The following is a 12,409-nucleotide window of genomic DNA, read 5'->3' as shown; positions in this document are numbered from 1 at the left end:
TACAGTCGCTGTAGATCGTATCTACCCTGTAACGATACGAATCGAAAGGAGCCGCCGTCATGGGCCACGGCCATCATCATCACGTCGATCCGGAAGCGGGCGATCGCCGGGTCTTCGCCGCCATCGCAGTCAATATGGGCCTGACGGTTGCTCAGATCGTCGGCGGCATCGTTTCCGGCTCACTCGCCCTGATCGCCGACGCGCTGCACAACTTCTCCGATGCGATCTCGCTTATCATCGCCTTCGCGGCTCGGAAGATCGCGCGGCGACCCCGCGATGCCGACATGACGTTCGGTTACGGTCGGGTCGAGGTCGTTGCAGCGCTCATCAACTACACCACGCTGATCGTGATCGGCCTTTACCTGCTCTACGAGGCTGCAATGCGCTTCGCCGATCCGCAGCCGGTCGAGGGGTGGCTGATCGTCATCATCGCCGGGATCGCGCTGATTGTGGACGCGGTGACGGCGGCGCTGACCTACGCCATGTCCAAATCCAGCGTGAACATCCGCGCGGCGTTCCTGCACAACGTCGCCGACGCGCTCGGCTCCGTCGCGGTGATTGTCGCGGGGACGCTGATCCTGCTCTACGACTGGCGGCTGATCGACCCGCTCGTGACGGTGCTGATCGCGGGCTACATCCTGTGGCAATCGTTCCGGGAGATCGGACCCGTGATCCGTATACTGATGCTCGGCTCGCCGCCCGAGATCGAGACGGAGGCGGTTTTGGAGACCGTGCGCGGTGTCGACGGCGTGACGGGCATACACCACGCGCATTTCTGGCAGATGGACGAACACCGTGCGGCACTAGACGCGCATGTCGTCATCGCAGAGGGCCGCTGGAACGACGCCGACTCAGTGAAAGATAGGATCAAGACGACACTCGCCGACCGGTTCGACATCGAGCACACGACGCTTGAGCTGGAATGTGCGCGCCACGCTTGCGACGAGCCGTCCGAGTTCGGCGGGCGCGGGCATGGCGAGGAGCGGCACGGATGAACACCTACTCTGTGTAGCGCTTGCAGTTGTCGAGTCCGGTGGCTGTCGCGGCAAGAAGCCGATCCGCATCTTTGACGAGACCGGCAATCCGTCCGTCAGCAAGCCGATACCGAACGAACCGACCTTCGCTGCGGCGGCTAACCAGCCCGCAGTCGAGAAGGCAGCGCAGATGGTTCGAGACGTTCGGCTGACCCAACCCAGTATGTCCGACAATTTCCTGCACGTTGCGTTCGCCTGATACCAGCGCATCAAGGATCGCCAGACGGCTGGGATCGCCGAGACCCCGGAAGAGCTTTGCCCGCAGTTCCAAAGCGTCGGCTGCCAAAAGATCGCCTTGCGCGTCGTTCGTCATCATATCATTATCCACTGATACGTCAGCGGCTAACCCTTTCGCTTACCACCTCGAAGAGGATCGCACATGAGCCAGGCCGAGAACAGCACGTTGCCTACGGCATCCTCACCGATCCGGATGCGGGTGCAGGGCATGGACTGCGCCAAGGACGCCGCCGAGATCGAGCGCGCGGCCCGGTCTGCGGGCGTGGCGACCAGCGATGTGAAGGTGTCTGCCGCGACCCACGTCATGACATTGCGGATCGCGGAGGGTGACTTGTCGAAGGTGCGGCCCGCGCTCGATGCGACCGGCTACGGCTTTGAGAAGATCGAGGACGGCGACACATCCTCCGATCCGGCCTACAAGGACCCGAGTTATCGCCGCGCCCTCTGGATCGTGGTCCTGCTCAATCTCGGCTACGGCGCGGTCGAGATGTTCGGCGGGTTCCTGTCCGGGTCGCAGGCTTTGAAGGCGGACGCGCTCGATTTTCTGGGTGATGGCGCGATCACCTTTCTGGGTCTGCTCGCCATCGGCTGGAGCCTGATATGGCGGGCGCGGTCGGCGATGATCCAGGGCGTGTTTCTGGGGTTTCTGGGCCTTGGCGTTGTGGGCAGCACGCTTTGGCGCGTTCTCAATCAGACGACGCCCGAAGCCGGGTTGATGGGAGCCTTCGCAGTGGGCGCGTTGATCGTGAACATCCTTGCGGTCCTGCCGCTCCTGAAACACCGTAAGGGGGACGCAAACATGCGGGCGGTCTGGCTGTTCTCCCGCAACGACGCCATCGGCAACCTCGCCGTGGTGATCGCCGCCGGACTGGTCGCATGGCTTGGAAGCGCCTGGCCCGACCTAATTGTGGCCTTCGCAATTGCAGGGCTGTTCCTGCATTCGTCGTGGATGATCATCCGCGACGCGCGGAGTGACTTGGCAGAGAATCAAGGATAGCGGACAAAACTCTCTCACAAGAACCTATGGATTTTGACCCATGAGCGCGTCGAGCATCGGGCAGTCGCGGCGGCCTTTTTCGCAGTTTGCGACCAACTCGACTAAGGCACTCTCTAGCTGCAGAAGCTCTGCCAGCTTGGCTTGAACTTCCGAGAGATGTTTGCGTCCAAGCTGCTCTACCGTTTCACACGCGCCTGCTGGCTCATGAGCCAGGCTTCGCAGCGCAACAGCATCGTGGATCGAGAACCCGAGGTCGCGGCAGCGTTTGATGAAGCGAAGCTCCGATATCTCCGTGTCTGAGTATGTTCGACGTCCAGCTGCCGTCCGTCCCGCTTTCGAGATGATCCCCTCGCGCTCGTAGTAACGGATCGCTTCTATCGAGACGCCACTCAAACGGGATGCTTCACCAATCGCAACCATGTGATCTTTCTCCGCTTGCTCCTGTAGTAACTACAGGATGCATATAACCGACCATGATGTCGAATACCGAAACACTTCATGACAGCGCCAAGGGACCGAACAGCCTTTTGATTGGCGGTGCTGGATTTCTTGCTTTGCTCAGTGCGTCCTGCTGTGTCTTGCCCATTGGGTTGTCGATAATTGGCCTGGGCGGCACCTGGCTCACCATGCTCGGTCCGTTTGTTGCCTATCGCATTGAGATTTTGGTGATTGTCGGGTTGGTTCTGGCCTGGGGCTGTTTCCGGCTGTGGACGCGTTGGAGCTGCGCCAGCCGCGAACGCTCAACGGTCGTCATATTGGGCTTCACAACGGTTGCCTTCGCCCTCACAGCCAGTTCGCCCCTTTGGGAAGAAGACGCGGTACGCACGATGTTTGCCCTGTGGAGACAAACACGATGAAGGGCCGGCTTCTGCCCGTGGGCCTCGGCGGAGCCGGGTTGGCAGCAGTGTGCTGCCTTACACCTTTTTTGCCGTGGCTGTTTTCGCTTCTCGGGATCAGCGGCGCGCTCGGCTACGTCTATCGGGATGATGTGCTGCTTCCGATTTTGGCAGGATTTCTCATACTGACAGGATATGCACTATGGCGACGCAGACGAACGAAGTGACCCTCCAATCCACGATTACCTGTCCCAAATGCGGTCATACCGCCGACGAAATCATGCCGACCGACGCCTGCCAGTGGTTCTATGAATGCGCGTCTTGCAAAGCGGTGCTGAAACCGGAACCCGGAGACTGTTGCGTGTACTGCTCCTATGGCACCATCGCCTGCCCGCCGATCCAGGAAGGAAACTCCTGCTGCGGTTAGTGTATAATATCCCCCTGACAGAACAGACGCGCCATAGACGGTCGATCCCGCCAATCCGCACCGCCTCATGGGAGATCAGTCAGTTAGTTGGGACGAAAACCCAAGGCGAAACTAACCCGGGTTTTGCGAGGTTTCTGCCGCCTTAATCCGGCAACGACAATGGCCTGCGCTCATGCAAAAGCTCGCGCAGGCCGGGTTTGAGACCTAGAAGTAGATCAAGAACTGGGTCTACTACCGACCGGACAGAGAGGGGATAGCGCATTCCTTCACGATCTCGATTGTCGGCTTAGGCAACTGTAGCTGCCGTTCGTGTCACCCGCAGCATCGGTGAGTCTGGGCTCCAAACCGCCATTCGCTGTCCACAGCATGAATGTCTGCCTAACGTAGCTCGTGTCCGTTGCCTAGTCTTTGCCTTGACCTAAAGCTCGATCCCTTCACCACGCTTCAGCATGTCATAGATCACTGGATACAGCAGCCCGAGGCCTTGCTTGTCAGACTTGAGCAGCAATTTTGCGAGGGAAGTATGCGATGACATTGCTCGCGCCACCGCCGCCTCCACCGTACCCGGCAGGTTGCCTTTCAACGCTTGTTCCTTTGAGTTTTCCTCCACCTGGGCCATTACCACTTTGTTTTCAGCTGCAATCGCGGCAATCTGGTTTACGAAGATAACCTGATCCTCAATCGGTGTCGCTTCACCGAAAATGCAATTCAGACGCTCGATGATCTCTTGAATGTAAACCGGCACTGCCCCCGGGGCGGGTGAGCCGCCTGCACCAATTGGCTTTAGGACGTCAGGCTGAACAGTTTCGTGTGACGCGTCCCGATCCTTGATTTCGTATCCAGTGAGTGTGATCCCACGCAGATCGACGTTTTCCGGTGGCACACCATCTAGCCGGTTCGCCAAAAGCTTCGCGAATGCTGCGAAGTTCTCCAGGTCGGGATCTCCGAGGTCGATCAGCTGCGCAATATAAGAGTAGGTGCGTGCGAAGCGCGACAGCCCCGCCTTGAACTCCGTCATCTGGCCGATGGCTTCGGCGACCTGTTCGCGATCGTGGTCGGCCCGTTTCATGCCATCGGAATTGCCCGACACCCGCGCTGTTTCAAAGGCATCTTCAGCATACTGTGCCGCTTCGCGAAGGCTTTTCAGGCGGGCATTGTAGGCGTCGGTCGGCTCTTGGGTCGCAGCGTACATCGCCTTGTGCTCGGTTTCGCCTTCCGCGTTGAAGGCAGCGGCCGTCTGATAACGGGCGATACGAAAGCGGTTCACGTGGCCGTCGTCGTAGATGCCCTGCGCGTCAAGCTGGTCCTTCATGTCGTAGATGACGTCGAGGTTCTGGACCTCCTCGATCTTCGCGCCGCTGTCATATTGAGCGAAGGCCGCCTGAACGCTCTCGGGGTCGTTTACGAAATCGACGATGAACGTCTGGTCCTTGCCGGGGAACGTGCGGTTCAGGCGGGAAAACGTCTGCACGATCTCAACTGCATTGGCGATCTTCTTGTCGACATACATCGCCACAAGTTTGGGCTGGTCGAATCCTGTCTGGAACTTGTTCGCCACCAGCATCACTCGGTATTCGGGGCGGTCAAAGGCGTGGCGTAGATCCTGGCTCTTCACGTCCGGGTTCATGTTGGCTTCTGTGAACTCGGCGTCGTCCTCGACAACGAAGGTATCGCCGCCCAGCTGTTCATCATTCGCATGCGCGACCTCTTGCCCGCTCAGCTTGCCTGAGAAAGCCACCAGCGCACGTATTTCGGCATAGGCGGGATTGTCAGCAATGAAGGCGTCAAAGGCCCGCTTATAGCGCACAGCGGCCGCACGCGAGCTCGTGACAACCATCGCCTTGGCCTTGCCGTCCAGAAGATGGGCCACGTTGGCTGTGAAATGCTCCATGATGAAGCGCACCTTCTGGGTGACGTTCGTCGGGTGCAACGTCATCCATGCCGCGAGGGCGCGCTTGGCAGCCTTTCCGTCAACACGCTTTTCATCGACCAGCTCCTGGCCAAGATTGAACGCGGTCTTGTAGGGCACGTATCCGCGCAGCACATCTAGGATGAACCCCTCGTCGATCGCCTGACGCATCTCGTACTTGTGGAAGGACGCGGGAAGGTTGTCGTCGCCAGCGGGCCGTTGCGGATCGGCGGGCCGCCCGAAGAGCATCATGGTGGAATGCTTCGGCGTCGCAGTAAACGCGAAGTGGGAGACGTTGGCCGGGCGTTTGCGGGACTTCTGGATCTCGGCCAGGATATCCTCGATGGTCATGTCGGCCATGTCGCTCTTCGACGACAAGGCCAGCGTGGCCTGCAGCTTCGACGCGGTGTTGCCGGTCTGCGAGGTATGCGCTTCGTCGATGATCACGGCGAAGCTCTTGTCGCTCAATGACCGCTCCGTGAGGATCGCTTCCATGGCGAAAGGAAAGGTCTGGATCGTTACGACGATAATCGGCGTACCGTTCATCATCGCCTCGGTGAGCTGCTCGCTCTTGGATTTGGACGAGGTGTCCCCGTCGATGGCGGCGATCAGGCCCGCCTGATGGTCGATCTGCTGCACCGCGTCCTGTAACTGACCGTCCAGCACGTTTCGGTCGGTCACGATGATCGCCGCATCGAAAACGGGCTTTCCCTCGTCTGAGCGCAGCTTGATCAGGTCGTGCGCGGTCCATGCGATGGTGGAGGTCTTGCCGGAGCCTGCGCTGTGCTCGCACAGGTAGGCTTGGCCCGGACCGTTCGCGCGCGCATCCGCGATCATCTTGTTGACCGCGTCGAGCTGGTGGAAGCGCGGGAAGATCAGGGTTTCCTTGGTCGTCCAGTTGCCGCGCAGGTCCACGACCTCCTTCTTCTCGACATAGACGAAGCTGTGGAAAATCCGCAGGAAGGCGTCGGGGCGGCAGATGTCCTCCCAGAAATAGGCGACGGGATATTCACCGTCATCGCGGGGCGGGTTGCCGCCGTGGCCGTCGTGGCCGCGGTTGAACGGCAGGAAGAATGTGTCTTCGGCCGCCAGCTTCGTGGCCATCCAGATCTCGCTGTCCGACATGGCGAAATGCACGATCGCGCCGCGCTTGAAGGTCAGCAGGGGATGTTTCCGGCCCCCGTCCACTGGTGCGCGGTCGCGGCGGTATTGCGCCTTGGCGTGCTCGACGGATTGGGTGAAATCGGTCTTCAGCTCCACCGTGGCCAACGGCAGGCCGTTGAGGAACATCACCAGATCAATCGCCAGCGCGCGGCCGGGGTGGTATTTCAGCTGCGGAACGACGCGCAGGCGGTTGGCGGCGTAGTTGCGCAGGGTGGTGGCGTTGCGCTGATCTTCCGGCGCGGCCTCGGACATGTCCAGGTGGCCTGCGCCTGCGATGTCGAAGCCGCGGCGCAAAACATGCAGTGTGCCGTGTTTTTCCAGCGCGGCCTCCAGACGGCTGGCGACCTTGTCCTGTGTCTTGGCCCCGTTCATCGCTTCCAGCCGCTCCCACTTGGCGGCCTGGGTGGCCTTCAGCCAATCCTCCAGATCAGCGGGGTAGAGCGAGCGGTCGGCGTCGTAGCCGTCGGTGGTGCCGACCAGCCAACCCTGCGCGCGCAGCTTTTCGACGATATAGGCCTCGAGGTGCTTTTCGTGGTGCAGATCGCTCATGCCATGGACCTTACGTCGATCTTGCCGGTAACGGCAGCGGTGATAAGGGCCGCGCGCTTTTCGCGCAGGAGGGCGATGGAGCGGTTGGTTTTGGTGATGAGGCTATCGTACTGTTGGTTCTGTTCTTCTAAGAATGCACCGATGCGTTCCTGCTCCGCGATGGGGGGCAAGGGCACAGGAAGGCTGTGCAGCAACCTCTGGCTCAGGGATGCTCTGGTCACGATTTTCATTTCTTTCGCGAAGAAATCCCGAAGACCAGTATTTTGAAACGCATACTTTGAAAAGAACGGCGCAAGGGTATTCTTAAAAGGTCGAAACCTGATCAAGAAACCGGCAAATACGGCGTTTTCAATTGTATTCATTGCAACGGACGGAAATGCGACTTCGTCGACCGTTTCGGAGGTTCGTGTGAACAGGATGTCTCCCTTTTTGACCGAATAGGCAACCCTATCGGTCTTCGATGACTGAACCAAACCTTCGGGCGCTTGTGGCAGTTCTCGATTCTTATAGACATCGCCGTAACTGATAAACGGATACCCAGAGCCAAAAGAGTCGCCACCGATGTTGATACCATTGGCCGAACGGCCGAGGTATCCAAGCTTAGTAACCTGCCAGTGTTTTGGTACCTCGCCAATCCATTCAACGCCCGAAGCCTTCATCTCCACCCCTGCATCAATTCCCCGAGTGACGGCGTGGGTGATGACGGCGGCGCGTTTTTCCTTGAGGAGCGCGATGAAGCGGGTCTTTTTCTCGATCAACCCATCAATCCGCGCGGTCTCCCGGTCGAGATACCCCGCGATTATGGATTGTATAGAGATATTCGGCACACGTATGGACAAGACTTTCAGAAGCGGCCATTTCACTTGTCTTTGGATATCTCCAACGCTCAACGAAGCGAGCATGATTTTTTCGACGTAAGGCCGGGATCTGAAAAGATAGTGAGAAAAGCGAGTGTCCACTACCTCTCCATTTAATTCAAAAATGCGATATGCGGGGCTCACAATGCCACGGTACGTGGAAACCCCCAATGAACCTCTCCAAGCCTGTTGGTTGTTCAAGACCAAATCGCCGGGTTCTACTAACTGGTATTTTTCCAGGCTTTCCGCCGGTTTGTGGACAAGCCCTCCCCCCTCGGAATACGGTATAACTCCTCGGTCCAAATATATCGAAAGCAAGCTTTCCGCCGAAGCATTAGAAACCGATTTTGGCTTGGCAACAGCCCAGAAAGGGTACTCTTTCCATTGTGATATAGCGGCATCCTTACTCACCCCGCCACCTCCGCCAGCACGGCTGCAATCTCGGCCTCGACTGCTTTCAACTCCGCGTCGATCTCGTCCAGATCGCGGGGCGGCACGTATTCGTAGAAGTAGCGGTTGAAATTGATCTCATAGCCCTTGATGCCGATCTGGCCGTCCGTATCGTCGCGATAGGTCTCGTCGATATACGCGTCATGAGCGTGAGGCGTGACCTCTGCGGCCAGATAACCGTGAATATCGGCGGTGCCGTCCGTCCCCAGCGGCACGTTCTCGTAATCGGTCAGGTCGTCGTCGGGGATGATCTGACCCTTCTTGTCCGTCACCGGGTCAAGGTCCGGATCATGCACGCCAAACGCCTTGCGGAACGCCTTGATCAGCCCGACATCGGCCTTGCCCAGATCCGCATCGCGTTTGACGGCGTTCTTGGCGAAGGCCTCGATCCAATGCCAGCCTTCCTCCGCGCCCATGTGATCCTTGAACAGGGCGGTCCAGGCCGCGCGTTGATCCCCGGTGCGTTTCTCCCATGCCTTTTCGTCCGCCAGCGCCGTCAGCCCCTCATCCGAGATGACGATCTTCTTGCGCAGGGGGCGCAGGACCCTGATGCGGCGATAACCAAAGTCGGCGGCGCTCAAGATCAGGCTTTGCTTGGTCGCCTCAAAATCCGCATACATCGCGACGATATCGCGGGTCTGATCCTCGCCCACGCGGCGGCGCTTGTTGCCCTCGGACTTGCGCATAGGCTCATACATCTCGGTGGCGTTGATCAGCTGGACCTTGCCCTTGCGGTGGGCGGGTTTGTCGTTGGACAGGATCCAGATGTAGGTGCCGATGCCGGTGCGAAAGAAGATCTCCGTGGGCAGGGCGATGATGGCCTCGACCACGTCTTGTTCCAGCAGGTGGCGGCGGATCTCGCTTTCGCCCTGACCCGCGTTGCCGTTGAAGAGCGGCGAGCCCGACAGGATGATCGCTGCGCGCCCGCCGCCGTTGTCTGGGGATTCCAGCTTGGACAGCAGGTGCAGCAGGAAGAGCATAGAGCCGTCCGAGACGCGGGGCAGCTTGGGGCCGAAGCGACCTTCGAACCCCTGTTCTTTGTGCTCGCGGGTGACGTCGGCCTGATCCTTCTCCCACTTCTTGCCGAAGGGAGGGTTGGAGACGCAGTAGTGGAACTTTTCTGGCCGATGCTTGTCCGCCGACAGGGTACTTCCAAGGGCGATGTTCTTGGATAGGTCGCGCCCGGGATCGGTTTCCAGCGTCTTGAGGAGCATGCCGGCGAGGCAGACGGCGTGGGTTTCAGGCTCCAGCTCCTGGCCGTAGGGGATGATGACGGGGGCGATGGAGTAGCGGTCCTGCAGGTTGCGGACGTGTTCCATCCCGTCGGACAAAAAGCCACCGGTGCCGCAGGTCGGGTCATAGAGCGTGCGGATGAGGCCGGGGTTTTCGATGAAGAGCTGGTCATCGGGGTCCAGCAAAAGCTCAATAGCGAGGTGGACGACATCGCGCGGCGTCATAAAGTCCTCTGCCGCCTCGTTCACCTCGGCGCCGAAACGGCGGATGAGGTGCTCATAGACGTTGGACATGGTGCGCTCGGGCACGGTGTCGGGATGCAGGTCGATAGCGGCGAAGTTCTGGCAGATCTTGTAGAGCACGCCCGCGCGGTCCATGCGGGCGATGGTGTTGGCGAAGTCGAACTGCTCGAAGATGACGCGGGCGTTGTCGGAGAACTGCGCGATGTAGTCTTCGAGGTTGGCGCGCGTGCGGGTCGCACCGAGGCTGCGCAGGTCATAGTTCGACGTGTTGTAGAAGGGAAAGCCGGTCTGCTGGCGCAGAATGACGTCCATATCGATGCCGCTGCCGCCGAGGTTCTTAACGGTTTCACGGACGTCTTCGCGTGTGGGTTCGAGCACGCATTCGAGACGGCGGAGCAGCGTGAAAGGCAGAATGATCTTGCCGAATTCGGTGTGCCGGAAATCACCCCAGAGGTCGTCTGCGTTTTTCCAGATAAAGTCTGCAAGTGAGGTGTTCTTGGTCTGCGCGTCGCTCAATTTCTTGGTCCTTCTCGCCCTTGAGGGGCTTATTTGCCTTCTGCTTCGAAATGCTCTTTCATCAACTTGAATGCGAGGCGGAAGCCATCCACCTGGCTCATCCGATGGCTGACGCAGAACTCTTTGAAGTCCCACCGTTCGTCCTCGGTGATCTTTAGGTTCAGGTTGGCCGGTTTCGATTGCTTCTCAGGCATTTCTCGTGTCCTTTGCCCCAGACTAGTGTGCTTTCTTCCATCCTGCAAAGAAAGACTACAGGATGGTACCGAAGTTATGTGGATAACCTAGACGATGAAGGCAGTGTGGAATTCACAACCAGAATGCGGGTTTGCTAAGGGGCAAACGATGATCAGGATCGATACCAAAGAGGGACGGATATTCGCAGAAGCGGAGATCGAAGGAGTTCCGATCAACCCGTTGCGGCCACCACTCATGGATCATATCGACCCCATCAGGCGCTGGGAAATTCAGGCCGAGCGCATTTGGGTGCGTCGACCTTGGATCTTAGAAACAGATGATGGTTGCGAGATCTTTTTCATTGGCCCCACACATACGCGCCCAGTGTCTTGGGGTAAGTTCGCGACTAAAGAGGCGGCGGCTGAGTATTTATTGCTTCCAGTTCCCGAACCATTGAGACAACCGCCTGAGAGAGAGGAAGTCGATTTTTGATTTAATCTCCCTGCTAAGTGGCTGGCGTGCTTGGTAACCGCAATCAAATGCAGAGCATTGACCCGCCGATCTATTCGAATACCGCAATGCTGATGCGAAGCAATAATTGCGTCAAGAAAGCCAGAAAGACGAGGGTATATTCCATGTTGCGAATAAACGAGGATGACATCGATTTCGAACACTGGCGAAAGTTACGAGCGCATATGCCTAAAGATATGGTCGCCAAGATCTTCAAGACTGAAGAAGACTGTGAACGACATCTTTTTCAAACCATTTGGAAACTTGGGTATCGGTGTCCGAAATGTGACTATGAGGGCGGTATTTGGGTTCTGAAAACGCGACGCATGTACCAGTGCCCAAGTTGCCGCCATCAGTACTCTGCCAGATCGGTTACCAGTCTCTATCGCAAGCGCGCATCTCTGCTTGGGTGCTTAAAGGGCGCTGAGTGGATCATAGCAAACATGGCGAGTGAAAGCTTTGGAAGGCTAACGATCGCAACGTTTTCGACGACCGTCGGCCTAAGCTATCGTCCGGCCCGCAAGCTGCGCATGGAAATGTTCGAGGAACTGAAGAAGCCTATGGGGGGCTTCTGGGGATCACTGCTTTGCAATGATGTTATAGATGAGTTCGCCTACGAAGGTGATCGGCTGGCAGATCTGATTGCGTACTACGGTTTCGATGGTGCGCAAGATAGTCCCCCAATATTTGAAAAATGAGCGCCGCCGCGGACCACGAGCGTCCGTGCGAGCGTGGCTTCTTGAGATCTATAGCATCAAGAGACCAAAAAGCCTGCGCTTCCCGCACCGCTTCGCGAGCTTTCAAGATCAGATGCTGTGCAAGTGGCTTGCCCCCCCACGCTTTTCACAGTACGAAATTGCGAACCTGATTTAAGTGCATAAGAAAATGCGCCTTGGCGGCCAAAACCTGACTCAAGTGAACAACAATATCCTTCGCGGTTCTTCCTACGGCGAGCGGATGGTCCTAGTTTATGCCCAACAGACAAAGCCAACACGCTGTGGCTGAATTTTGGGAAACGAAGATTATGCTTTTGACAGCCCGTCTTAAACCAATCGTCCATGGCTCAAGCCCTGAAGTCAGTGCAACTGCACATTTCTATTTCCGTGCATCCACAGGATACGAATCGACACCTGCCCGGAGCACTGGCCAGGGCCATATGGCGGCGCCGGAGCAAGAACCGAACTGCAAAAATATTTCTCGACTAATTTTGTCAGATATTTTTTCGCACTTCGCTTTAAGGCGCGTGACGAAAGGGTCAATACCGGGTTTCGCAG

General features: G+C 58.0%; 13 protein-coding genes. 7 read left to right on the top strand and 6 right to left on the bottom strand.

What is annotated here, in order from left to right; all coding sequences use genetic code 11:
- Window positions 1–59 precede the first annotated feature (59 nt).
- Window positions 60–995, top strand: a complete 936-nt coding sequence (locus tag BWR18_RS12535; protein WP_076628677.1) for a cation diffusion facilitator family transporter — start codon at window positions 60–62, stop codon at window positions 993–995.
- Between the two features lie 4 nt (window positions 996–999).
- On the opposite strand, the gene BWR18_RS12530 is transcribed toward BWR18_RS12535, so the two are convergent.
- Complete coding sequence (locus BWR18_RS12530; protein ID WP_076628676.1) at window positions 1,000–1,350, bottom strand: ArsR/SmtB family transcription factor; 351 nt, start codon at window positions 1,348–1,350, stop codon at window positions 1,000–1,002.
- A gap of 63 nt (window positions 1,351–1,413) precedes the next feature.
- Between BWR18_RS12530 and BWR18_RS12525 the strand changes: the two genes are divergently transcribed.
- Window positions 1,414–2,268 carry a cation diffusion facilitator family transporter gene (locus BWR18_RS12525; RefSeq protein WP_076628674.1) on the top strand — a complete coding sequence of 285 codons (855 nt, stop codon included), beginning with the start codon at window positions 1,414–1,416 and terminating at the stop codon, window positions 2,266–2,268.
- A gap of 24 nt (window positions 2,269–2,292) precedes the next feature.
- On the opposite strand, the gene BWR18_RS12520 is transcribed toward BWR18_RS12525, so the two are convergent.
- Window positions 2,293–2,688 carry a MerR family transcriptional regulator gene (locus tag BWR18_RS12520; RefSeq protein ID WP_076628673.1) on the bottom strand — a complete coding sequence of 132 codons (396 nt, stop codon included), beginning with the start codon at window positions 2,686–2,688 and terminating at the stop codon, window positions 2,293–2,295.
- A gap of 56 nt (window positions 2,689–2,744) precedes the next feature.
- On the opposite strand from BWR18_RS12520, the gene BWR18_RS12515 reads away from it, so the two are divergent.
- From BWR18_RS12515 to BWR18_RS22125, 3 genes are read left to right on the top strand one after another with little or no spacing between them, the layout of a single operon-like run.
- Entirely contained in the window at window positions 2,745–3,125 is a 381-nt protein-coding gene (locus BWR18_RS12515) for a hypothetical protein (protein WP_157598745.1), read from the top strand.
- On the top strand, window positions 3,122–3,331 hold the full coding sequence (gene merF, locus BWR18_RS12510) for a mercury resistance system transport protein MerF (protein ID WP_076628670.1): 210 nt from the start codon (window positions 3,122–3,124) through the stop codon (window positions 3,329–3,331). The genes BWR18_RS12515 and merF overlap by 4 nt, the downstream gene beginning before the upstream one ends.
- Complete coding sequence (locus BWR18_RS22125; RefSeq protein ID WP_076628668.1) at window positions 3,307–3,531, top strand: GDCCVxC domain-containing (seleno)protein; 225 nt, start codon at window positions 3,307–3,309, stop codon at window positions 3,529–3,531. Before merF ends, BWR18_RS22125 begins: the two co-directional genes overlap by 25 nt.
- Window positions 3,532–3,949: 418 nt before the next feature.
- On the opposite strand, the gene BWR18_RS12500 is transcribed toward BWR18_RS22125, so the two are convergent.
- Genes BWR18_RS12500 through BWR18_RS21675 form a run of 4 tightly spaced genes read right to left on the bottom strand, consistent with a single transcriptional unit; the run spans window position 3,950 to window position 10,645 of the window.
- Entirely contained in the window at window positions 3,950–7,153 is a 3,204-nt protein-coding gene (locus BWR18_RS12500; RefSeq protein WP_076628666.1) for a type I restriction endonuclease subunit R, read from the bottom strand.
- Window positions 7,150–8,421 carry a restriction endonuclease subunit S gene (locus BWR18_RS12495; RefSeq protein ID WP_076628664.1) on the bottom strand — a complete coding sequence of 424 codons (1,272 nt, stop codon included), beginning with the start codon at window positions 8,419–8,421 and terminating at the stop codon, window positions 7,150–7,152. Before BWR18_RS12495 ends, BWR18_RS12500 begins: the two co-directional genes overlap by 4 nt.
- Window positions 8,418–10,451 (bottom strand): type I restriction-modification system subunit M, encoded by a 2,034-nt coding sequence (locus BWR18_RS12490; protein ID WP_076628662.1) that lies wholly within the window; start codon window positions 10,449–10,451, stop codon window positions 8,418–8,420. Before BWR18_RS12490 ends, BWR18_RS12495 begins: the two co-directional genes overlap by 4 nt.
- Window positions 10,452–10,480: 29 nt before the next feature.
- Window positions 10,481–10,645, bottom strand: coding sequence for a hypothetical protein (locus BWR18_RS21675; protein ID WP_085978968.1), 165 nt, complete (start codon window positions 10,643–10,645; stop codon window positions 10,481–10,483).
- A gap of 148 nt (window positions 10,646–10,793) precedes the next feature.
- Here BWR18_RS21675 and BWR18_RS12485 point away from each other — a divergent pair, with 148 nt between their 5' ends.
- Complete coding sequence (locus BWR18_RS12485; protein ID WP_076628661.1) at window positions 10,794–11,117, top strand: hypothetical protein; 324 nt, start codon at window positions 10,794–10,796, stop codon at window positions 11,115–11,117.
- 17 nt (window positions 11,118–11,134) lie between these two features.
- A complete protein-coding gene (locus BWR18_RS12480; RefSeq protein ID WP_172839381.1) occupies window positions 11,135–11,833 on the top strand; it encodes a transposase in 699 nt (232 codons plus the stop codon).
- Window positions 11,834–12,409: the final 576 nt, after the last annotated feature.

This window comes from Tateyamaria omphalii (assembly GCF_001969365.1).
Taxonomy (GTDB): Bacteria; Pseudomonadota; Alphaproteobacteria; order Rhodobacterales; family Rhodobacteraceae; genus Tateyamaria; species Tateyamaria omphalii_A.
The sequence above is the reverse complement of the archived record's forward strand: the minus strand, read 5'-3'. Positions and strand labels throughout refer to the sequence as shown.

Excerpts from the sequence above, each read along its gene's own strand:
- BWR18_RS12535 (WP_076628677.1), top strand. The coding sequence starts at position 60 with ATGGGCCACGGCCATCATCATCACGTCGATCCGGAAGCGGGCGATCGC.
- BWR18_RS12530 (WP_076628676.1), bottom strand. The coding sequence starts at position 1,350 with ATGATGACGAACGACGCGCAAGGCGATCTTTTGGCAGCCGACGCTTTG.
- BWR18_RS12525 (WP_076628674.1), top strand. The coding sequence starts at position 1,414 with ATGAGCCAGGCCGAGAACAGCACGTTGCCTACGGCATCCTCACCGATC.
- BWR18_RS12520 (WP_076628673.1), bottom strand. The coding sequence starts at position 2,688 with ATGGTTGCGATTGGTGAAGCATCCCGTTTGAGTGGCGTCTCGATAGAA.
- BWR18_RS12515 (WP_157598745.1), top strand. The coding sequence starts at position 2,745 with ATGTCGAATACCGAAACACTTCATGACAGCGCCAAGGGACCGAACAGC.
- merF (WP_076628670.1), top strand. The coding sequence starts at position 3,122 with ATGAAGGGCCGGCTTCTGCCCGTGGGCCTCGGCGGAGCCGGGTTGGCA.
- BWR18_RS22125 (WP_076628668.1), top strand. The coding sequence starts at position 3,307 with ATGGCGACGCAGACGAACGAAGTGACCCTCCAATCCACGATTACCTGT.
- BWR18_RS12500 (WP_076628666.1), bottom strand. The coding sequence starts at position 7,153 with ATGAGCGATCTGCACCACGAAAAGCACCTCGAGGCCTATATCGTCGAA.
- BWR18_RS21675 (WP_085978968.1), bottom strand. The coding sequence starts at position 10,645 with ATGCCTGAGAAGCAATCGAAACCGGCCAACCTGAACCTAAAGATCACC.
- BWR18_RS12485 (WP_076628661.1), top strand. The coding sequence starts at position 10,794 with ATGATCAGGATCGATACCAAAGAGGGACGGATATTCGCAGAAGCGGAG.